The sequence below is a fragment of the Paraglaciecola sp. IT1134 genome (genome assembly GCF_058068185.1).
Genome location: NZ_CM176486.1, coordinates 2,423,474 through 2,447,186, shown reverse-complemented (window position 1 = coordinate 2,447,186; position 23,713 = coordinate 2,423,474). Strand labels below are relative to the sequence as shown.

The 23,713-nt window shown below is 44.0% G+C and carries 15 protein-coding genes; 4 read left to right on the top strand and 11 right to left on the bottom strand.

Annotated elements, in window-relative coordinates; genetic code table 11:
* Positions 1-3: 3 nt before the first annotated feature.
* Both AC3RV5_RS10585 and AC3RV5_RS10580 read left to right on the top strand, forming a co-directional pair.
* Positions 4-2,088, top strand: a complete 2,085-nt coding sequence (locus tag AC3RV5_RS10585; protein ID WP_489731885.1) for a hypothetical protein — start codon at positions 4-6, stop codon at positions 2,086-2,088.
* The gene (locus tag AC3RV5_RS10580; protein ID WP_489731884.1) at positions 2,085-2,564 is read left to right on the top strand and encodes a hypothetical protein; all 480 of its coding nucleotides are present in this window, start codon (positions 2,085-2,087) and stop codon (positions 2,562-2,564) included. The genes AC3RV5_RS10585 and AC3RV5_RS10580 overlap by 4 nt, the downstream gene beginning before the upstream one ends.
* Positions 2,565-2,570: 6 nt before the next feature.
* Here the strand turns inward: AC3RV5_RS10580 and AC3RV5_RS10575 are convergent, their stop codons facing one another.
* From AC3RV5_RS10575 to AC3RV5_RS10540, 8 genes are all read right to left on the bottom strand, one after another.
* Entirely contained in the window at positions 2,571-4,433 is a 1,863-nt protein-coding gene (locus tag AC3RV5_RS10575; protein ID WP_489731883.1) for a DNA phosphorothioation-associated putative methyltransferase, read from the bottom strand.
* A gap of 2 nt (positions 4,434-4,435) precedes the next feature.
* Entirely contained in the window at positions 4,436-4,966 is a 531-nt protein-coding gene (locus AC3RV5_RS10570) for a hypothetical protein (RefSeq protein WP_489731882.1), read from the bottom strand.
* 319 nt (positions 4,967-5,285) lie between these two features.
* Positions 5,286-5,903, bottom strand: coding sequence for a class I SAM-dependent methyltransferase (locus tag AC3RV5_RS10565; RefSeq protein WP_489731881.1), 618 nt, complete (start codon positions 5,901-5,903; stop codon positions 5,286-5,288).
* 590 nt (positions 5,904-6,493) lie between these two features.
* The gene (locus tag AC3RV5_RS10560) at positions 6,494-7,453 is read right to left on the bottom strand and encodes a hypothetical protein (RefSeq protein ID WP_489731880.1); all 960 of its coding nucleotides are present in this window, start codon (positions 7,451-7,453) and stop codon (positions 6,494-6,496) included.
* A 591-nt stretch (positions 7,454-8,044) separates the two neighbouring features.
* A complete protein-coding gene (locus tag AC3RV5_RS10555; protein WP_489731879.1) occupies positions 8,045-8,449 on the bottom strand; it encodes a DUF1801 domain-containing protein in 405 nt (134 codons plus the stop codon).
* Positions 8,450-8,722: 273 nt separating this feature from the next.
* The gene (locus AC3RV5_RS10550) at positions 8,723-9,187 is read right to left on the bottom strand and encodes a nuclear transport factor 2 family protein (protein ID WP_489731878.1); all 465 of its coding nucleotides are present in this window, start codon (positions 9,185-9,187) and stop codon (positions 8,723-8,725) included.
* A gap of 900 nt (positions 9,188-10,087) precedes the next feature.
* The gene (locus AC3RV5_RS10545; RefSeq protein WP_489731877.1) at positions 10,088-10,705 is read right to left on the bottom strand and encodes a hypothetical protein; all 618 of its coding nucleotides are present in this window, start codon (positions 10,703-10,705) and stop codon (positions 10,088-10,090) included.
* A gap of 486 nt (positions 10,706-11,191) precedes the next feature.
* Positions 11,192-14,050, bottom strand: a complete 2,859-nt coding sequence (locus tag AC3RV5_RS10540) for an FAD-binding and (Fe-S)-binding domain-containing protein (RefSeq protein ID WP_489731876.1) — start codon at positions 14,048-14,050, stop codon at positions 11,192-11,194.
* A gap of 391 nt (positions 14,051-14,441) precedes the next feature.
* Between AC3RV5_RS10540 and pckA the strand changes: the two genes are divergently transcribed.
* Complete coding sequence (gene pckA / locus AC3RV5_RS10535; RefSeq protein WP_489731875.1) at positions 14,442-16,073, top strand: phosphoenolpyruvate carboxykinase (ATP); 1,632 nt, start codon at positions 14,442-14,444, stop codon at positions 16,071-16,073.
* Between the two features lie 113 nt (positions 16,074-16,186).
* On the opposite strand, the gene AC3RV5_RS10530 is transcribed toward pckA, so the two are convergent.
* The 3 genes from AC3RV5_RS10530 to AC3RV5_RS10520 form a co-directional block, all read right to left on the bottom strand.
* A complete protein-coding gene (locus tag AC3RV5_RS10530; RefSeq protein ID WP_489731874.1) occupies positions 16,187-17,410 on the bottom strand; it encodes an EAL and HDOD domain-containing protein in 1,224 nt (407 codons plus the stop codon).
* A gap of 570 nt (positions 17,411-17,980) precedes the next feature.
* Complete coding sequence (locus AC3RV5_RS10525; RefSeq protein ID WP_489731873.1) at positions 17,981-18,829, bottom strand: fumarylacetoacetate hydrolase family protein; 849 nt, start codon at positions 18,827-18,829, stop codon at positions 17,981-17,983.
* A 293-nt stretch (positions 18,830-19,122) separates the two neighbouring features.
* A complete protein-coding gene (locus tag AC3RV5_RS10520; RefSeq protein WP_489731872.1) occupies positions 19,123-19,932 on the bottom strand; it encodes a ferredoxin--NADP reductase in 810 nt (269 codons plus the stop codon).
* Positions 19,933-20,440: 508 nt separating this feature from the next.
* On the opposite strand from AC3RV5_RS10520, the gene AC3RV5_RS10515 reads away from it, so the two are divergent.
* Positions 20,441-23,689, top strand: coding sequence for a glycoside hydrolase family 15 protein (locus tag AC3RV5_RS10515; RefSeq protein WP_489731871.1), 3,249 nt, complete (start codon positions 20,441-20,443; stop codon positions 23,687-23,689).
* Positions 23,690-23,713: the final 24 nt, after the last annotated feature.

Here is a 23,713-nt window from a genome sequence, read left to right as displayed (position 1 = left end):
TCAATGAAAAACTTCCAATGTTATTCCGGAAGTCACGAAAGTAATACTTTAAACTTCACAGAAGGTTTAAACCTCATTATAGGTGACAATGGAGGAGGTAAGTCTAAGCTGTACGACGCTTTTTATTGGATTATTCACAACCAAATATTTCTGTCAGATCAAAGGCAGATGATCAATACCAGAATATATAAAGAAAATATAATTTCTGATAAAGCTAAGTCTGTATGTGAAATAGGGTCGAGCATTTCCGCAGAAGTGATTATGTTCGTCACTAGTTCGAACGACACAAGATATAAACTCGAAAGAATATTTTCGGCTAAAAAATTGGGAGAACGAAACTGGGATTCAAATTCCGACTCGACAATACTGATATACGAATTCACGCAAGCTAAGTGGACTTTAGTCCCAATACAAAAGCATGCAGGTATACTCCAAAGAGTAATACCAAAACATATTGAACCTTATATGTGGTTTCAGGGTGAACAAGTGGATAGTTTGATGGACCTATCTGATAGCACCGCATTAACAAAAGTAGTTAACCTTTTATCTGATATAACAGATTACGAAGAGCTTATTTCTATAGCAACTAATGGTAGCAGTAAAGCTACAAATGAGTTACAGAAGCATAAAAACAGACTAAGTTCTGATGTAAAGAAAAGTGACGCACTCAACACAGAAATGGAATTCTGTTTAAAGAAAATAAATAAATATGAGCAAGACATTGAGACATGTAATATACAAATTGAAAAAGCGAAAATAAAAGTCGAGGAGTTAATCAGTAAGGTCGATGATGCTGAGTCGAAAGCTAAGTATAAGGCTGAAAAAAAGAATCTTAGCAGTGAATATAAAAGACTAGAAAAAGAGCTACTAAACAAAAATAATGATTTTTCCAAAAATTTATTCAAAAAACATTGGATTTTAAAGAATGCCGAACCATTTTTTAAGAGATTTGAATCGAAGTATAAAAATTATGTTGCTCAACATAATATAAAAGAGAACACGGATAAACTAGTTCAGATAAAGCTCCCGATGAATGTGCCACAGCCTATTCACGTAGAGAAAATGCTCGAAGATCAAGCCTGTTTTGTTTGTGGGAGAGATGCTTTAGAAGGCTCTGAAGCTTACGAACATATATTGAGTTTAATTAAAAGAGAAACGCCTAAAAATATTTTCAACAACGATTTTTCCGAAGAACTTGAAGATTATTACAAGAATAATCTTAGGTACGGAGTTTCTATACAAGAGATAGATAATTCTATTTTGGATGAGTTGGAAAAAATACAAGATTTAAGAACCAAATTAGCTGATGCCGGAAAAAAAATTAGGGAGATAGACAGTCAATTTACTATATTAATTGAAGAAGACAAATCAGAAGACATTGTTGGTTCTTATAAATCACACAGCAAGCAACGAGATAGGTTTGAGGAAAATAAAGCTGAGTTACTTAATAACTTGGAAAAAGCAAACAATAATAAAACCGATATACAGAAGAAAATCGATAAACTCGTGACTGGTGAAATTGACGCTAAAATAGAAACAGCTGAAAACATTTTTTCAAAACTATTAAAAATAGTAAACTCCACAAAGCAGCAAGTATTCAAAAGTATAATTTCAGAGTTGGAGTCTTCTGCTAATGAAATATTTGAAAGTATGACTTCGAAAAACTCCTCTATTAAAGGAAATATTAAATTTAGAAAATTGTCTAATGGAAGTTATATACCTGAAATAGTTGATAGTGATGGTTTTATAATAAAGTCACCAAATGATTCTAATATAATATTGGTTAAGTTGGCCTTAATAATGGCTATTCTCACTGCTCGCGCAAAATGGAGTGATAATTACTCACTTATTTCAGATGCCCCTACATCTAAAATGGCAGAAAACTATACGTTTGGTTTTTATAAAACTCTAAGTGAGAGATTCTCTCAAAGTATTGTTACTACTTACGATTTTCTAGATGACGATAAAAAGAAATATCTTAAATATTTCAAGATTGGAAAAGTATATCAAATTAGTTCGTTTACTCCTTCAGGGGATAATAACAATAGATCAGATCTCAGTGTAGATATTAAAGAGGTATATTTATGATTATTCTTAAAAGCAAATTTGGGAACCTACGACCAGGGTATTTGCCGAAACATCAAGATTTCTTTGATCAACTTTCGCAATTTGGTGGCGGAGCAGAGGCGGATAAGTATATAAAAGCTAAAAGTTTTTCAAATGCCTACGAGCTTTATACCTATGCATTTTTTATCGGATTATATAAAAACCAAAGAATAGAATTAACCGAAGATGACAAGTTAAAGGATTTTTGGGAAATGAAAAATTGGCAACCTTTATCCCTAACTAATAGTCTTTTAACATGTGCGATTGCGCTATCGGAATTTGACATGAGTGCTATTGAATTTGAGGATGAAGAGTTTATTTCTCAGCAAATTAAACTTGTAAAAAAAGAGATAGAAGCTTACGCGAACGGGGGGCTAAGTTATATAAAACTCGAAATAGATCAAGACCCTGAACTATTAGAAGATGACTTGTATTTTATAAAATTACTTTCGGATTAAATAAAGTTAGTATTTATCTTTATTTAATAGTGAACAAATCGAAAATTCGCTTGAATAATCAAAGAAATCTACATCTTGTTCGGCCATTTTTATTTTTACCCTTTCTTTTAATCGAGGCTGCGCTTCAGTCTCGAAGTCTTCGTAGCCAAGCAGGGTTAATTTACCTGATGTGATATGAATTCTAATCAGCTGTATATCTTCTAATTCGCCGTAAAGCTGCAGCGCTGAACCCACGTACACTCGTAGTAGTGGTGACAGTAAATCTAGGTACTGTTTGTGCAAGGTTAGCGCGTGGGGCTTGTCGTATTCACGGTCTAGAACGCTAGCTGGTAGCTTGTCGTTTGCGGCGATACATTCTTGCTCAATTTTTTCGATGTCTGCTATTTGAAATAGTAAGTCAGTTGCCTCGGTTTGCGCTGCAGTATGCGTATCAAAAAAAGCTTTAATGTCACGCTTTGTTTGCTCAGGTTGATGTTTGTAAGGTTTACGCTTGCCAAATAAACCTACAGCGAAATAAACCAATAAATCTTCCCGTCGCATTTGCTGTGCAATAAGCATATCACTTTGGTCATAAAAGCTTTTACACAGCCTAAATGCTTTTTTAATCGTTCCCATCACTTCAATAAGCTCAGCTGACTGGTTAAATTCCTCAGCGACTGGGCACCGCCCTAATAGCAAACAAGCCTGCCAAAATGACTCAAACAAATCGCTATGTTTCGTGAATAGCAGTTTTGTTGTGGCTTCTTTTACGTCGATGGGATTGGATTTATGCTCCCATGAGTGTTGACGTCGGTGTCGATTTTGTAGGTATTCTTGTTCGAAATCTTTATCTTTAAATATAAAATAAATGCCTGGCGCAACGGCAATAGCTTGCTCATCAAGACTGAGTTCGATAAATAACTTCAATTCACTTTGCGTAAAATACTTCTGAAAGGTATTTCGGCTGGTAATGATGCCATCTTTATAGGGTGTAAATTGCGTTAGATAACTTTCGTTGGCTAGCATGGCTGATACAACCAATAGCTTTGCGGTAAGTGCCCAGGCGCCCTGCACTGCTTCAATACGCTCGTTTCTATCTTCGATAACGTTGACCACGAAACCTATGTTAACGAGGTCTGAGAGTACCTTGTTAGCATCGGGTAAAAAGTTAGGATCCCATCCCAAAGCGTCGAGACCATGCGCCTCTAATTCACGTAGATCATCGCCACGGCCACACCCGTAATCGAAAATCGAATATTGCCCTTCCAAGTAACCATTTTTGGCTAAGGTTTTCATCGGCGCTGAAAAGTCGTATCGAACGATTGCCGTTTTATCGCGACTTATTTGTTGTTGGTCTGCTTTAGTAGCTAGTGCAGAATTTCTAAAAAGGCGACCATCTACAAGTTCATATCCATGAGAGTTTATGATCGCTTCCCAGGATGCTTTAAATCCAATATGTCGTGAGTTTTCATACAGTCCAGCATTTTCGCCTTCTTGAGTTATCAAACTAAAGTCATCAAAAGCAGGATGTTCACTGGTGATCATTGTTTCTTTTCGATGCAATATTGGCGGGTTGTCGTATTTCGAATAGTCAGTTACTTTGTGACTTAATTTTTCTAAATCGACCGTTACGCTTTGCTTTATTGCTGGATATGATTCTTCAAAGAAGGTTGGATAGTGCAGCAAACTCATCGAAAAATTTTTTCGAGATAACTTTACGATATTCCAGTGCTCTGTGGGAATTTTAAGGGCCTTGCCTACGGCACTGATAATAGTGGCTAATTTCGGGGGAATATCACTTAAAGCGCTTTCGTGAATGTAGATTGCGTCGGGTAGTTTTTTGCCTACTTGAATTTGGCTAACTAAACTAGAAAAAAGTGCGGCGTCCATAATTAAAGCTCCTTTGCCAGTAATATGGCTGCATCAGCGAACGCTTTTTTACCTGGAAATCGTCTTCCTAGTTTGCTTTCCTGCATCACTTGCAGATGGCGACAAGGTTCGTCATTTACACTCACGTGTATGGGGCGATCCTCACCGTAATAATATAGTCGATCGAAGTTCAAATTATTAACGATGAAACGGGTCACATTAGCCATTGAGTGTCCAGGAACTAAAAAATCGCAAGCGCTACCGCCTCTATCACAAATTTGATCCCCCCGTTGATTTTGCTCACAGGACGTATGCTGATCGAGCGAAGACGCAGTGCCTTCAGGCGAATGCTTTTTAATGTACTTTGCCAATGCTGTAGAGGTAAAACCGTAGGTGATTTTTATGTCGTTAAATTCGCACTCAATCGGTATTAGTATTTCTGCCACAAGCATTTCTAAAAAGCGCTTTGAAACAGCGGAAGGCGTGTTGTCTATCGTTCGAAGGTGACTATCAACATGCCATTCTGTTAACTGTTTGCCTAATGGGTGCTGCATAAAAGAAAAATTACTAGGCAGAATATACCTAAAGGCCCTACCCACTTTTTGAAATGTCAGCTCACCTGATGTACGTAAATGCATCAACTCACAGTCAGTCAATTTTAGTAATTTTTTCATTTCAGAAGATGAGAATAAAAGGTAGCTAATGTACTAGTCCTCCGCGTTACCGTTAATATAACTCAACTATACGTAACTACAGAAGTGTTATTCGACGAAATCAAATATGAGCACGTGAAAGATTCAGTGTTGCCCTCACGAATAACTGTCAGTCCCCGAATAACCGCCCTCGGCATGTTACCAGAATAGCCAATGGGGATTATTGGTGCGGCCCAGGAACCAGGCTTGGACGTTTAAAAACCAAGGATAGCCATGTGATGTTTTCGCGTTTTAACTTATCGTGGTTAGTGCTTAATTTAAGCAACACTAGCCCTTGGGTTTCAGCGTGCTCAATAAGCTGCTGTGTATGTACGGTATAACTGCTTCGCCCATCGCTATATAAACCCGTACGTAAGGTAATAACTAACAGGCCTTCGGGATTAAGGCGCGGGATTAAGGCAGGTAACGCGGTAGTTTGCTGTTCTTGGGTTAGGTGCATCCACACGGCGCTGAGTAAAATTAAATCAAACGTCTGGGATTGGGCAATCGTGCTAAGTAGAGGCAGCTCGTCATTAAACCAGCTTATATTAGCCGATGTATGGGTACGTTGCGCTAGCGCAAGTAACGCTGAGGCAGGCTCTACGGCAAATATGGTAAAACCTTTTGCTGCAAGTTTGGCTGCATCTCTGCCCGAGCCAGCACCTATATCGAGGGCGTAACCGCCACTGGGCAATAACCCTAACCAATCAGCGTGCACCCGTTCAAATTCCAGGCTCTCGTACAGATTGAAAAAGCCTGTGGCTTGTTCATCGTAAATTGCGATATTTGCCTTACTCATTAAATCTACCCTGCGTAACTGCATATTTTGCTTTGGATCTCTAAATTGCGAGAACCAGCGCCCAAAATATTTCGCGTTTTTCCACCATACTGCGTAGCCGTTTGTGAATCAACTAAAAGGTCGCAGATTGGCTACATTTATTTTATAAGTGTAAACAACATGAATATGGGATCAAACCGAATTAAGCGGTGGTTATCCATACAATATTTATATTTGATAGGGTTTTATGATGTTGTGGTTAGTTTTTAAGTGTTCGGTTTAATTGACCTGTTGTCGTAAAAGGTTGGGCTGAGGCGGCCAAACGGTGCACCTTTTATCAGCGGGAATGCTTCATGTCATGGCTTTTTTGGGATTTATGGGGGTTATGGGGGTTATGGGGGTTATGGGGGTTAGCATGCTTTTGCGAACGAAGTGATCATATTTCAATTACCCTTACGTCGTTATAAAAATGACTCTTAGGAACATTTTTCATTTGGCGATATCTTCATTTAGTACTTCTGCTGACCACGTGCACTTCGGCCGATATTATTGGAAAGTTAGAGCGGCTAGAAAATTTGAGCCGCGTTTTTGAATTTTTTTTAAAACAGTGATCAACTATCATCTTGTACCTTAACGTGCTCTCGAATATCTACAGAAGACCCTTCATTTGAAACCCGTTCAAATTTAGCTGGCATAAGCGCCGAGGTGTGTGCAACTTGTTGGAATAATTGGTCAAACTCTATTTCTACTTCCCCGGCAGGGTGATTAAATTCTGGCGTAGTTACAAACTGAACAGACTCTTGCCAGGCTTTAACATCCAGGAATTCGCCGTCGTCTACTCCTGATAGAAAGCGCAGGTAATCTGGCAAAATATCAGCGGGTATTTGACCGGGTACCTCCCTGCCCCCCCAGGTGAAATAATCGTTTAAAGATTCTGCCTTTTCAGGAAACTCTAATTGGTTGTTGTCAGTTCTGAGTATTGCTAATTTGGCGATAAGACCTGCCACGATCCTGACCGGCGAACCTTTCTTCTCTTCTAAATCTGAAGAGTGCTCGCACTTGCAACTCGGATCAAATTGTACCGTGATTGTTGCGTCATAAATCGATTTCAACCATTGTACCAATGAAATTTCGACCGCGTTTTTATGCCAAAATCTAGTATCCTCATACTGTAGATGTATCACTCTGACTTTCTGAAAAAGCTTTACCAGCTTGTATCCACAAGCTGGCGACTCAAAAGAAAATGTATCTTCAATTTCAGAACCAACTTCAAATTTAATGTTTGTACCGATAGTTGATTTCCATGATGATTCAATCGAGGCTATTCCTTTTATACCTAGAGTACTTCCAATCGAAGATTCGAACGAACTGTGTTGAGAATGCTCAATACCAATACGCTGAGTAATTTTTCGATCGCGTTTATTGCCGCAACGTAATGTAAATGGCGTTGGTTCGATTAGTCGCCATTCTTCCCATGGTGTTAGCGTTAATTTTGCCTTGCCGTTATGATAAACAAGAACGAGTTTAGTTAATGGCCGTTGACCTTCAAAAAAATCTATATCTTCATCCATGTAGCTCTCCTTTGAATAAAATTTTAGCGCACCAACTAACCCCGTTTAAATTGCCCTGATGCTAACTGATGTATGGTGTAATGATGAGCGACGTGAATACACCAGAAATGCAGAGGTTTACCGGGCTAATCATTAACATCGCTAAGCACCTACTTTATGCATTAAAAAAAATAGTGATCCGGTGCCATTTGTAAAGCCAATCCTACATTTTTTCCTCAGACTGGAGCTGGTTGCTCACAACGTTTAAAAAAACTATAGCCCTGGTCAATGGCTATGGGGGCATTAGGCTTTTTATAATTTTTGGGGTATAACATATCCCCCCCTTTGTTACAGCGATTTTCAGACGTAGGTAACTTAACGGTGTTTAGCTTGTGTAATGGTTGATATATGAAAAGGGTCAATCTAACTGGCAGTCCCTGCCAAACACTGCTGTTCCCACTATAGTCAATAAGTTTAAAACTTGCATAATCCTGAAACTTACGGTGAAGCAGAAAGTACCCGTTGGTAGATACCTAATGGGGTTGCACGGTACATTTTAAGATTGTTTGATGCTGCTAATTTTTTGTTACTTTGTTGCCTGTTTTTACCCGCCTATTCCCTGAGCAACGGCAGGTGTTTTACGTTGTGATAGTTAAGAGCCAGAGCGATACAATGGCGCAGTGGCCCTTCTTCAATTTTGCTATTGAGCGGTACAACAATGGCTCGGTTGCCTTCGTATTTAACATCATCTGGGTAAAGTTCTTTGCACGTTTCGAGCAATTTGCTCTGGCAATGGAAGTAGACCTTGATGTTATCGGGGTCTTTGGGCTTCCAATCTATGCGAATTGGGCTACCCCCTTTTATGTGGTAGCTGGCCTCACCCCACTTAAGCGATTCTGTTACGCTGCCCACCCCCTTATCGGCTGCGATGGCCAATATTAAGTCGCGTACTTTGAGCAGCTGATTTCTCGCCTGTTGCGGGTAGTTATTAAACTTGGATTGAATTTCAACGTTCACTGTACCTCCGACTGTATTAACAGGTTACGCTCACAATAACGGGTAATTTAGCGATGTGCCACGCGAGGCTTGCGAGTTTTTGTTTGGCTGCAAAGTCGCTTGTTAATTGGTTTGTTGTACGAAGCCGCTACGTTGCAGAGTGAATGATGCTCTGTACTTCTGATGCCCTTGAATGTTGAAGGTAAATTAAGGAGCAGTGTGGTATACAGCAACGTTTGAGCCCCCCTTAATCAAGGGCTGCGCGCGACCTACCCTTATTCGTTAGGCAAACAGTTATCCATGGTGTCGGCGTATGTGATTGATGAAGCCTTCACTGTTAAACTCCAAAGACATAATGTTAGTACTCGTATATTCGACAACTCTATCGATGTGACTTGGTTGAACTTTTGCGTGTTCAGTATATTTAACGAACACCACATTCCGCCCAACCATAATCTGATCAATAATTATTTCACTGAAGAAAATTTTATCTTTCATCTTCTCAATCATACCTTTTCGAAGGTCCGCTTTATTTGTCACCGTAACGTTAAACTTAATATGTTCGTCAATGAAATCATCGGACAAAAATGAAATGAAGTAGTCTATATCTTCTATGGTCGTGTCGGGTTGTTGTCTTGCATTTTTAGCGCTAATGAATGCTTCTGATTTATGTTTTAGCTCGCTTTGAGATATTGAGTCATTGGCAGTCGCAGACAATGGAAATAGGAGAAAGATAAATAGCGGTGTTAAAAGTTTCATTAGACTTTCCTTGTTTGCTTAACACTTCGTTAACTGACGCGTAGGTTGGTATTGATTTTGCGGTTTTTCTTGTGAAAAAACAATGACAGCCGTTATGGGCCCACGTTTAACGCCATATTATGTTTTGTCCAGGTAGTAACAGCAGACTTCGCTCAATCCCAGCAATACGCCATACCCGAAGCGAATTGATTTTAAAGTATAGCGCGGGTAAATAATGCGAAACTACGGATAAGTAATTTTTCGAATTATCTCTTGATCGAACTCAAGAATTTTCCTCCCCGAGTCAGGTGGTCAATCAGCCTTTGCGCCCGTTTGAGAATAACACTTACAAACTATTGGCTGATTTGGGTAACGCCCTACCCTTGGTAATATGCCTAAATAACTAGTAGGTCATTTAGTGCCAAGCGCGCGATTACGCGTTTCATTTACCTAACGCCGAGTATTTTTTTCAGCCTCATTCAATGTGACCGTGTTGCCCTCACGTATATCAGTCAGTCCTTGCAACACTGCCGCCCGCCGCCCTTTGCTTGTTATCAGAATAGGCTAAAACGTGTCATTGGCGCGACCCACAAGATTACCTGGATTGATTTTCAGATCGGATAAAAGAATGACATCCTCAGAGAATTTGCTTTGTATTTTATTGCCCCTAATTGTCACAAGGCCCATTAATAGCAGCTGTGGCCAGGTGCCATCAATAAACATAAGGTTTTCATATGCAGTACCAACTAGCGCTAATTTATTTACGTTGCTTGGTGGTTTTTTATAGCAATTGGTTGGCTACGGAGCAATATTTACTTGCCGTTTTAGGGCACAGGTTTTGTTGTCATGGGAATACGGGCAAAAAAATGGCTGCGAAGGCGATAAAACCGGGCAGCCATTTTAACTTGGAATTATTTAAGGTTACTCGTAGCTTCTTTTAACCCAGCCCACCAGGTACCAACTTTCTGGTGCATTTTTTGATTGCTTGATGGTACTGATTTTTTCCAGGGTTTTAACGCTGGCATCTAATTCACTTTGCGTCAGTGCCGTGCGTTCATATTTGGTAATATGGGTATTTAGCTTGGTGAGCAGGTCGTCACTGCTGATGGTATTGCTGCGACGATTTCTTACAAACCACATGCTCCAAATGACCATAGCGTCAGTTTCAGTGATCTTAACGTTTTGTAAATTAGAGCTTTGGCGTAACACTTCGATAAAGGCAAAAACGGCGACCCAGGGCTCAGGCTTGATGATGTGGCCAGCCGGTGAGGTTTTAACTATCTGATCAATCAGGGCAGTAATACTGAGTTTAATATTGCCGGGTTTTTGCTTGGTGTTTTCACCATCTTTAGATGTTGCCTCGGATGTGGCTTCTGACATTTGCTTTCTGGGAGGTTTAACCGAAATAGAAGCGTTCAAAGTATTGGCTATGAATTCTTCGGTAACGCTGGGCTCTAATCCCATGCTGATAAGTGAAGTTCTTAACGATACTTTAATTTCCAATTCTTTGCTGTTTGCCGACTCTTTGTCGAATTCCATATCTCTACCTCCAGTTAATTATTATAGTTATTAATACCTTACACACAATACTTGCCGATAAGGTGGCATTTACCTGCGGTCACTCAAGTGGCATACACCAAGCTTACAAAAATTGCTGAACAACGCTTTTTTTAAAGTGAGTTGAGCAGTTTGCTCAAGCCCAGTGTTGATATCACGCGATAGCTGAGTTGGGCTAAAAACACGAATGTTGGGGCACTTATTAAGCTTGGCGTTTGATCGCTTCCGGTGAATACACCCCGGGTCCGTTCCCGATGCGACGTAATCAGCGCCTGGTAGCCAACACGAGTATGGTTGCTTCAGCCAGTTCACTGGCAGCAATACTCAAGAGCATTGTCGTTAACCACCTACACCTGCCCAGCTAATCTACCACAAAAACCACTAAAAATCTTGCCCCTAACCTATGGTTGGGGTCACATAACGCTTATTTCGCCGCGTTTTGTCGGGCAACTTGGGCAGTTTTTCAGGTTAACTGGGGGTGGCGTCTTTTGCTTTGGCCATTTTTTTGGCACGGCTCACCTTGTCGAGCAAAAATAATAACGAACGATAAGGAATACCAGCGTGAAGGCTTAGGCCGATTTCACAGGTACGGCTATTGCTGTAACCGGCATGGCAATTAGGGGGGATTTGCTGTTTAAGGGTACTCAGGGCGCTGGCGTTGAGTTCGGGCACAAACAGCCCCTTGTCGCCCGCAAAGCCGCAGCACTGAATGTGTTCAGGCTCGATCACCTCTTGGGCGCAGGCGTGGGCCAATGCCTGCAAATAAGGTTCTAAACCCATCTTGCGACTGCTGCAGGTAATGTGCAGGGCCACGGGCTCAAGCTGGGGGGTAATGTGTAAATCCTGTAGCACGTGTTTAACCATAAACTCACTGATTTCAAATATGGGCAAGGTCAAAGCTAAACTCGCCATTTGCAACTGGCAGGGGCTGGTATCAAACACAATAGGGATCGCCCCACCCTGGCTGATGGCCAATAACTGTTCCGCCAGTTGCTGGCTTTTTTGCTTGGCAAGCTGTGGCAGGCCTTTACTGCTAAAAGGCATGCCACAACATAACTCGGTCACCTCATCGGGTAGGATCAAATCATATCCGCCTTTGGCAAACACCGATGTGGCCACCTCAAACAAGCTGCGTTTATCGGTCTCATGGGGGCTGGCTCCCATAGTGCGACTGGCGCAACTGGGGAAATAGATAAGGGGTTTGTGTTTGTTTGGGGGGCTAAAATGTAAAGCCGGGGCTTTACCTGGCCACTGGCTAAACCATAAAGGCAGTCGCTTGGCACTTACCTTATGCAGGGCGGCACCGATTTTATCGGTGCGCCCAGGGCCCAGTGTTTTGCTGGCAAAGGCCGACAAACCTAAGCCCAAGGCCATGGATTTGCTTACCCCTGCAAAATGCCCGGCACTGAATTGGCCCATCACCCGGCCAAACTTAGTGATTTTTTCACTGCGCAACTGGCGGATCAAATCCCCGGTATTGATCCCCACCGGGCAACGCACCGCACACAAACCTGTGGCCGCACAAGTATCGATACCCAGGTACTGAAAATCTTTTTCTAAACTTGCCAACTCTTGTTTTTCTGTCTCGCTGATGGTGTCTTGCTGACTTAGTTGCTGTATTCGCCGCCAGATCACTATGCGCTGGCGGGGCGAAAAACTTAAGTCTTTCGCGGGGCAAACCGGCTCACAAAAACCACATTCGGTGCATTTGTCGATCAGTTCATTCGCCTGGGGCATGGGTTTGAGGTGTTTAAGATGGGCCTGCTGGTCGGCATTTAAAATCACTCCGGGGTTTAAAATGCCTTTAGGATCAATCAGGGCCTTGAGCTGCTGCATAACCCGATACGCCTGGGTACCCCATTCCAGTTCCACAAAAGGTGCCATATTACGCCCGGTGCCATGTTCAGCTTTAAGGGCGCCCTGGCATTCCAGGGCTACCAATTGGGTCAAGGCCTGCATAAAATCGGCATAACGCTGTATTTCGCCAGGGGTATTAAAAGATTGAGTAAATACAAAATGCAGGTTGCCTGCCAAGGCATGGCCAAAAATGATCGCTTCGGTGTAAGCAAAACGATCGAATAACGCATGTAAACGGCTGATCCCCGTGGCCAGTGTGGCTAAGGGAAACGACACATCTTCGATGATCACCGTAGTGCCGGTTTCGCGCACCGCCCCCACTGCCGGAAAGGTACCCTTACGAATGGCCCATAATTGGGCGCACAGCTCAACGTCGTTGCTCAGGGCGATTTGCGCCACCGGGTTATGCCCGGCCACTAGCTGGCCAATCATCTCCATTTGTTCAGCCAGGCCCAAGGCACCCTCGGCACTGGTTTCAATCAGCAAGGCGGTATAACTGTCGGGGTTGCCACAAAAGCTATCAGGCAAGCCCGGCTGGCCATGCACCGAGTTAAGGGCGCGCTGATCCATCAACTCCACTGCATCCACCGCCACCAGGCTTAAACCGTTTACCATTGCACAGGCTTGGGCGGCACTGCTAAACAGATACAAACCACTGGCTTTGTGGGGGTGTTCTACTATGGTGCAATAGGTAATATCGGCGATAAAACCCAGGGTACCTTCCGAGCCCACCATCAGATGTAATAAAATATCCAGGGGATCGCTGTAATCGGTCAGAGCATTAAGGGCATAACCACAGGTGTTTTTCAGGCGGTATTTATGTTCGATAAGTTGGCTAAGCTCGCTGTTATTGCGGGTTTGCTCAGCTAGTTGGCCAAGCTCGGTTAACATGGCGCTGTGCAGCTGGCGAAACGCTTTAACACTTTGTGCATCGCTGCTGTCAACCTGGCTGCCATCGGCCAGAATAAGGCTCATATCTGCCAAGGTGTAAAAGGTATTGTGACTGATCCCACAGCACATGCCAGAGGCGTTATTGGCCGCTATACCACCAATTTTGCAGGTATTAATAGAAGCTGGATCTGGGCCAATTTTACGGCCATAAGGGGCCAGGTAACGATTGGCGTCACTGCCTATCACCCCGGGTTGCAGGCGAATTTTATGGCCGTTATCAAGAATTTGGTGGCCTCGCCAATGTTCACTAAGCAGGATCAACACCGAATCGGTGATCGCCTGGCCCGATAAACTGGTGCCAGCCGCCCGAAAGGTTACCGCTACTTGGTGTTCATTACTCAGTTGCAATACGTCTTGCACTTGCTGGTGATCGTGCAGCTTTAGTACCAGCGCCGGCACTAACTGGTAAAAACTGGCGTCGGTACCAAATGCCCGGCGGCGGCTGATATCCTGGATAATCTGTTGTTTATCCAGTAACAGTTCAAGGTCCGCCAAATACTCCACTGTGGGTTTATTCATTACCTCTTGCCCTTATGTTAACCACAAACAAACCAAAACAACCCGTAATTCACCAGCACCGGTTACATAAAATCAAACCTCTGACAGGGTAATACCGCATGGCCCACCCAATGCAAACCCGCCCCAAACCGCCACCCAGCAACACATTCAGCAAGAATGACCTGCCTACCCGCTATACAGAACATCCGGATGCCAGGCAAAAAGTTGTAAGTTATTACGTTTTATTACCAAATAACTTTCAAAAAATGATAATAAATATGCCAAATAACCAATATAATCAGAAACGACGTTAGTCAAAAACAATACTACTGCACTCTTCAGTTTAACTAAGGGTAAATAAACTGAAACCGCATCGGGGCGGTGCGATCATCAATCAAAGGATTACCTATTCATGAATATATCAGCATTAGCAGAAGAATTAGCAAGTTACGGCATTCTTAACGTTAGCGAAATTCTGCATAATCCATCTTATGATCTTCTGTTTGAAGAGACGACTAACGCTAGCCTTGAGGGATACGAAAAAGGCGTGGTAACCGAATCAGGTGCAGTATGTGTTAACACAGGTAAGTTTACCGGCCGCTCGCCAAAAGACAAATACATAGTGCATGATGACGTAAGCAAAGACACAGTATGGTGGTCTCACCAGGGTAAAAACGATAATAAACCCATTTCACAGGCGGTATGGTCTGAGCTAAAAACCCTGGTTACCGAGCAGTTATCCGCCAAACGCCTATTTGTGGTCGACACCTATTGCGGCGCCAATGCAGATACCCGCCTCAAAGTGCGTTTTATAACTGAAGTTGCCTGGCAAGCCCATTTTGTCAAAAACATGTTTCTGCGCCCCACAGATGAAGAGCTCGCCAGCTATGAGCCAGATTTTGTCGTGATGAACGGTGCCAAAACCACCAACCCCAATTGGCAGGCCCATGGCTTAAATTCAGAGAATTTTGTGGCCTTTAACCTGAGCGAAAAAATTCAGTTGATTGGCGGCACCTGGTACGGCGGCGAAATGAAAAAAGGCATGTTCTCGATAATGAACTACCTTTTGCCCCTTAAAAACATCGCTTCTATGCATTGCAGTGCCAATGTAGGTAAAGACGGCGACGTGGCGATCTTTTTTGGCCTTTCCGGCACCGGCAAAACCACCTTGTCTACTGATCCCCATCGCCAATTGATAGGTGATGACGAACACGGTTGGGACGACAACGGCGTATTTAATTTTGAAGGCGGCTGTTATGCCAAAACCATCAATTTAAGCCAAGAGAACGAACCGGACATTCACCAGGCCATTCGCCGAGATGCGCTGCTGGAAAACGTTAGCGTTGATGCCCAAGGTAAGATTGATTATGACGACGGCTCAAAAACCGAAAATACCCGGGTTTCTTACCCTATTCACCATATTGATAACATAGTCAAACCCATATCTCGGGCGGGTCATGCCGATAAGGTTATCTTTTTAACCGCCGATGCCTTTGGGGTTTTGCCTGCGGTGTCTAAACTGACCGCCGAACAAGCCGAATATTACTTTTTATCTGGTTTTACCGCCAAATTAGCAGGTACCGAAAGGGGGATTACCGAACCTACGCCTACCTTCTCCAGCTGTTTTGGCGCGGCCTTTTTAAGCCTGCACCCCACCCAATATGCCAAAGTATTACGCAGCCGTATGCAAGCATCTGGCGCCAAGGCCTATTTGGTTAATACCGGCTGGAACGGCACAGGCAAACGTATTTCTATCAAGGCCACCCGTGCCATCATCGACGCCATACTCGATGGCTCACTGGACGAAGCACAAACTTATACCTTGCCAATTTTTAACCTGCAGATCCCCAACGCCATGCCGGCGGTTGACTCTAAAATACTCGACCCTCGCAAAACGTACAGTGATGAAAGTCAGTGGACTGAAAAAGCCGAGAATTTGGCGGAATTGTTTATTGAGAATTTCACCAAGTTTACCGATACCCAAAATGGCATGGCATTGGTCGCTGCGGGCCCTCATTTGCAAACCAGCAAACAGCACGCTTAAGTGCAATCAGGGGAAATCTAATTGGGGCGCAAGGATCCGCGCCCTGAGATTGTAAATAACCGCCGTTTTTTTGATACTGTGAGTAACACAGATCACCCCCGTATTAATGCCGGTTAGGCTACTGCCATTTCCTGCATCATGCCGCCACCCCAACTAATAGCTTCCTGGTAAATATTAAAGACTACGTCTTGCTGAACGTGCAAATATGCGCATGCCTGGGCAATGTCGTCCCATCGACCATGTTCAAACGCACACACAAGTTGTAGATAATGGTTTAAGTAATTGTCTTGACCACACAACGCGGCGACCAACTCTTCATTTAACGGCAGTTTTGCCGTCAAGTCTTGCATAGTTTGCTCAAGCAAGGTGTCGAGCAATGAAAACAAGCCCACCAAAAATCCGCAAGGCGGGTTTTCGGCGTCGGTTTTGGCGTTAGACAATAACTCACAGAATTTGGCCCTAACCAGTGACATATTTGCCAGCTCATGGGGTTTGTCCTCAGCGAGATTGGCTAAGGCCAGCAGCGCAATAAACTTTTTCACTTCAACCACGCCCATGTAATTTAAGGCATGGCGAAGCGACAGTATTTTATGACGCTTGTTTACCGAGGGGCCATTAATAAAGCGCAATAATTTGTATGACAGCGCCACGTCTCTTTCGATGATAGTGTTGATTTCGTCAAAATCGAAGCTGGTTTTACTACTGGCCGCCATTAGTTGCAGCAAGGCCATTTTTGAAGAAGAAATAACTTTATTCTTTATGATTTCTGGCTTGGCGAAAAAGTAACCTTGGAAATAATCAAAACCCATCTGATTAAAACAGTCGAATTCTTGTTTGGTTTCAACACGCTCTACTATTAACTTAACCCCTGATGCTTTAAGTTTTGGCATGATAGCGCGAATGACGTCCACACTGTGTTCGCTAATATCCACTTTGATAAAATGCACGTAGGGTAACAATACGTCCCATTTAGACGTGAAGTCATAATCGTCCAGTGCCAGTTTATAACCCAACTGTTTAATGTGCGCACATGCTTGCACTAACCTTTCAGTTAACTGGACCGTTTCTACTATTTCGATGATCACTTTTTTCGGGTCAAGGGACGTTGGAAAACAGTGTATCAAGGTATCTTCATGGAAGTTGATAAAAGCCAATTTACCGTTAGCTATCATCTCGACACCCGTAGTGAGGTGACTTTGGGTTAATAATTTTGAGGTTGCTTCATCGGGATCAATATCCGGAAAACAGTTCTTCTCACCGTCCCGGAACAATAGTTCGTATCCGAATATGGTGTGCGTATTATCTACTATTGGTTGACGGGCTAAGTATGAATACATCGACTTCCTTTATATTATGTAAGCAACAGCATTTAGCGAGGCGATACCAAAACAAGATAGAATACACGAGATATGCACCTATCTTTGCTACAACGCGATCTTCAGAACAACAACATAGCTAAGTGATCCTATACAACTTCTACCACACTTAGTTTAACGATGTATAGTGCGCAGCGTATGTTCACCTTAAGATATGTTTGAATGATTGCAATCACTGCCCGTTATTCTGGGTAACCAATCACAGCGGGCTAAACATCGCAGCCGGGGGTTATTTGCTCTGGTCTTAGCCTGGCGAGCGCCTGTGGCAGATGACGTAGCTAATTGTTGGGGAGCATATTCGCCCCCGGTAAAAATGATATTTTGTCTGATCAGGATCCCGCTAATACCACCCAGGGGATTGAATACTTGTGCAACATTAAGCCGTAGTTAGACGGTATTATTATTACCCATAGTGACCACATAGGGGTTGGCGCTGGTTTGCAGCAATGTCAAACAATGGGCGATCACCAACAAAGCCCCTGATTGTTTCGAGCGAGTGATTAACGCTTCCGTCGGCCCAACCTTTTATGGTTAGTTTGCATAGGCTTGAACAGTTTGCCGTTGTATGCCCAAACCTTCAATAGCCAGTTCAAGCTTATCACCGACTTGCAAATAAACCGGCGGTTTTTGACCTAAACCCACCCCAGGCGGTGTACCCGTACTGATAACATCTCCTGGTTGTAAACTCATAAACTGACTGACGTAACTGACAATAAAGGCCGGTGAAAAAATCATGGTTTGGGTCGAGCCATTTTGATAGACCTTATCGTTTACCCTTAGGGTCATGGTCAAATTCAGTACATCTTGGATTTCATCTCGGGTCACAAGCCAAGGGCCAATAGGCCCAAAACTGTCACACCCTTTGCCTTTATCCCATTGCCCTCCCATTTCCAATTGAAATGCCCGTTCGGATACATCATTACATATACAATAACCGGCAATATACTGGGTTGCTTGCTGCTCTGTGACATTGCTGCAAGGCTTACCAATCACGACTGCCAGCTCTACTTCCCAATCTAGCTTAGTGCTATTTTTAGGTTGAACAATAGGATCGTTTGGCCCACTGATGGCACTGGTTGCTTTCATAAAGATAACCGGTTCGCTGGGCACTTTTGCGCCGGTTTCTTTGGCGTGATCCCGGTAATTGAGTCCTATGCAGATAAATTTGCCGACCTTATCCACACAGGCCCCTAAACGCACGTCGGCATCGACCACAGGGAGGGTAGTCAAATCCAGTTGTTGAATTTTAAGCAAGCTGGCATCATCAAGCGTGCCGCCGGCTATATCAGTCACGATACCGGTTAAATCGCGGATTTTGCCCTGGCTGTCTACTATGCCGGGTTTTTCTTGCCCCTTTGGGCCAAAGCGTAATAATTTCATGCCATTCTCTTTTGGATAAACTACTGTTCCAGTAACGGGGTGAATAATATTGTGCAAAACACCGGGTAATTACACCAGCCTAAATCGATAATATGGGTTTGTCCTGTTGTAAAGCTTGAGTCATCATTCGCCAGATACAGGGCCGGGTAATGGCGCGTTTGTCATAGGCGACAGAACCACTATGGCCCTACGTATATCAGCAGTGCCGGGCATGGGCTATTGGTTGGCGAAGCAAAGTGAGCCATCAAACCAGTGAGCAAATAAAAAACCCCTTCCCCCCAGGCGCGCAATATTTATTTGTCGATATAAGCTTGTTCAATCACATAATGCCCCTGGGAGCGGGAGTTGGCTTTAGTAAAACCTTTGGCATCCAAAATGCTGGCAAGATCCTTCAACATGGCGTCATTGCCACATAACATAAAACGATCTGCATCAGGATTGATCGGCGGCAAATTCAAGTCATTGGTTAACGTATCAGACAGCAGCAAATCCGTAATACGCCCTTGATGGGCACATAAACCGTCGGTTGTTTTAAGGCTATTATATTCGTAAACCTCACGGGTAACCGTGGGGTAATAAAGCAGCTTTTCTTGCACCATATCGCCAAAATACGGATTATTGGGTAAGCCTACTTCGATTTCCTGCTGATAGGCTAATTCCGAGGCCCAGCGCACCCCGTGCACCAAAATTATTTTGTCGAACTGCTCATAAATGTGCGGATCTTGAATAATGCTCATAAACGGCGCTAACCCGGTGCCTGTACTGAGTAAATACAGATTTTTACCTGGTTGCAAATAACCGGCTACCAGGGTACCTGCGGCACGAGTGGTGAGCACGACTTCGTCTCCGGTTTTTATTTTTTGTAGCTCTGAAGTCAGGGCCCCGTCCGGTACTTTAATACTAAAAAATTCCAGTTCGTCCGCATAATTGGCGCTCGCAATACTATAGGCGCGCATGAGTGGTTTACCCGCCATTTCTAATCCGATCATCACAAATTGTCCGCTTTCGAAGGTAAATGACTTACCCCTGGTCGTTTTAAAACTGAATAAGGTATCGTTCCAGTGGTGAACAAAAGTCACACACTCTTTGATGATATTACGCATGCCTTTTTACTTCCCCCTTAATAATTATAAGCCAGTATTGTCGCACTTAAAGTTAAATGATAATAGTTATTGTTTGCATTTATTGCCTATGTATACCTATTGGTCTAATAGATCTCGAGTCTTGTTTGGGTTAAAACAAGTCTCAGGCCGAATTTCTTGCTTATGGCCATGTTAGGCCCTGGTTATTGCACACCCTTAGTGCTAATTCGGCCAATTTAGGCTTTTGCAAACGTATGTTGTTGCCAAAACATAGGCAATTGGTCTTGGGCGGGCTAAACTGCCCGGCAATTTACACAAGTATATTCTTTAATTAAAGTACATATAAACAATGAATTAGCTAGGTTATATCAGCTGGGCCTAAAAAAAGCCTCTTTATGGCCCGTTATTTGCTGGATAATTAACCGAATGCCGGTTCCTTAAATTGTCACAATTGACAGGTAAACCGTTTATCCGGATGCCAGTTATTTTTCATCATCCAAGACATTCTTTAGTCAACAAGGATCTTCCCATGCAAAGTATCGATTTACATAACAACCTTGATGATTATTACCGCCAAGTAAAGTCAATCATTTTAGACAAACAGCACCCCATTACCGGGTTGCTGCCCGCCAGTACGGCTATTACCGTGCACGGTAATTACCAGGATGCCTGGGTACGGGACAACGTTTACAGTATTCTCGCCGTTTGGGGCTTAGCCCTGGCTTATCGTAATCTTGACGACGACGACGGCCGAGGATTTGAATTACGTCAGCGGACCGTCAAGTTAATGCGCGGCTTATTAAGTTCTATGATGGCGCAATCGCCCAAGGTCGAAGAATTTAAGAAGACCCGTAATCCCCACGATGCGTTACACGCCAAATACGACACCATCACCGGGGCCAATGTTGTAGGCGATCTGGAGTGGGGCCACCTGCAAATCGATGCCACATCGGTGTTCCTGTTAACCATGACGCAGATGATAGCCTCAGGCCTAGAGGTGATTTGGACCCAGGAAGAAGTGTGTTTTGTGCAAAACCTGGTGTATTACATTGAACGGGCCTATCGTACTCCCGACTATGGTATTTGGGAGCGCGGGGCCAAATCAAATAGTGGTAATGTGGAGCTCAACGCCAGCTCGTTGGGCATGGCAAAGGCGGCGCTAGAGGCCTTGTCAGGTTTCAACCTGTTTGGTGCCAAAGGCTCGCAAAATACCGTTATACATGTCGCACCAGACAATATTGCCCAGTCCAATATTACCCTGAGCGCCATGTTACCCAGGGAGTCCAATACCAAGGAAATCGATGCTGCCCTATTAAGTGTGGTGGGATTTCCAGCGTTTGCGATACAAGATCAGGTCCTGGCTGACCGGGTGCGCGGCGAAATTATTAGTAAGCTTGAGGGCCGTTATGGCTTGAAACGTTTCTTGCGTGACGGGCATCAAACCGTGCTCGAAGTTGAAGGGCGCCTGCATTATGAAGAGCAAGAGCTTAAACAGTTTGAACATATTGAATCCGAATGGCCGCTGTTTTATGCCTATTTGTACCTGGATGCCATTTTTCGTGATGATACCCCCCAGATAAAACATTACCGTCAGCGCCTCGACGGTGTGCTGGTAGAACAAAATGGCTACAAACTGTTGCCGGAACTGTATTTTGTGCCCCATGATTCTATTGAACTTGAACGGCAAACCCCCCAATCTCAGGATCGAGTGCCCAATGACAATGTGCCTTTGGTATGGGCCCAAAGCTTGTATTTGCTTGGGGCTATGCTTGAGGATGGACTGCTTCTGCCCGGGGATCTTGATCCTCTGGGGCGACGCCACGTGAAGCAAACCAAACGCCCTGTGGTGCAACTGATCTTTTTAGCCGAAGACCAGGCCCTACAGGCGGAAATGGCGGCCCATGGCGTCGCCACCGAAACCCTCGACGATATCGCACCGGTTAAGGTTTATCGCCCAGAAGATATTGCCGCTGTGCATGCCCAGGTTGGCCGTTGCGATAGCCTGAGGTTAACCGGCCGTATCCCCCGGACTTTAAAAAGCCTGACGACCAGCCGGGTCTATATGTTAGGCAAACAACGTGCAGTGTGTTTAAGCCCTTCTTTTATGCAACAGGAATTTTTTCTCAGCTACGATATTGACCTGCTGGTGCGACGTTTTAAGAGTGAGTTGAGTTATTTGCACAGAAACTGGACCGAAGTCGGCCGCCCGACTGTCACGGTACTGCTAACGCGCAATTTACTGGATGCGGAGCGCACTATATTCTTCGAGCTGATGCAGCAGATCAGCAGCGGCGAAGTAGCTGGCGTGCCAGTCATACACGGCCGTATGGCCCAGCTCACCCCCACAGCCGCTATTGAGCGTATAGATGAATTACACGATTTAGTTTTACCCGCACAGCCCCTGGCCAGTTTATTGACTCAGCCCAAGTTTTTGGCCATAGACGGCACGCACCGGCCACTTACGCCTAGCGAAGAATTAAGCATCGATCTGGAAACCCAGGAACATATAGTAGTCGAACATCTGGCCGATGCCGATAACCTCTATTTGCAAATTTCCTTGTTGGCCGCACTGGCAAAAAAACGCGATATAGATACCAGCATTAGCTTACGGGATGAAAATCACAGTATTCGTGAATTGCTCGAAGAAGTGTATACCCAGGCGGGCCGCTTACGCCTGTGGTCGATATTGCGCCATGCGTCGGGATTACTGAACAAAATCGACAGTCATCTGAGCTTGGCAGTAGGTGCCTTGCTGGTTGCCCAAAAATATATTCAGGTGGGCCGCTCCTACAGCGACGACTCTTTGATATCCAAGCCACTGCACGATGAAGAGTTAATGGCCAAGATCCATAATTATTGCCGGGAAGATGTCAGAGATCAGATCCTGACCCAGGAAGTACTGTTATGTTTAGGGGTTTTGATAAAAGCCCGTCCAGAGCTATTTAGCGAATTACTGACCATAAGGGTTAGTCATCTGATTATCTTGTTAACCAGCCAACTGGCCCGGCAACAACACAGCACACCAGATCAAGCCTACGAAAACTTGATGGATATGCCTCCTTCTGTTATTCAAAACAGATTAGAAGCCGTTTTGGAAGAATATCAAGCCTTGGCCGACCTGCCGCAAAAACTGGAACAGCTGCACGCTCAAGCCAGCCCAGGCAAGCTCAAATGGCAGCAAGATTTGGGTCTGGAGCAACTGGCTACACCAAAAGAAGGCTGGCAGGTATGGCGCCAACATCAAGGCACCATCGACCGGCGCACGGAGCTGTTTAATGGTCAAATATGGCGTATTTTGCATCATACCCCGGCGCTGGTGATCGGTAACAAAATGGACAAACGAAACCGTATCGACAGTGATTATGTGCTAAGTGATATGACGGAAGGCGAAGCCGCGTTTGCGCTGTTGGTTGCCCACATGCTGAATAATATCCATGCAGCCGAATATCGGCAATTGACAGTGGAAACCCTTAGCGCCCTGGCCAGCTTCTTTGAGCAAAACCCGACCCTTATGATAGACGAGGCGATAGTGGTGGATGTGACCATAGGCCATGCAGTGCACTTGGCTTATTTGGATCAATATCCAAAGCGAGTGGACAATTATAATGAGTTTAAAAGCCATGCCTGGGAGAGTTTTTATGCGCGCTCGCCATTAGAAACCACGGTATTTCTGGTGTCTGCCTTGCGTAAGCTGCTCACGGTGCGAGCCCCGGCCGATACAACTATGCCCCAGGAAGAAGATTTACGGTTAAGTAATGAACCTCAATCTGTAGCTTAATATCCGCAAATTGACTTTGACAAG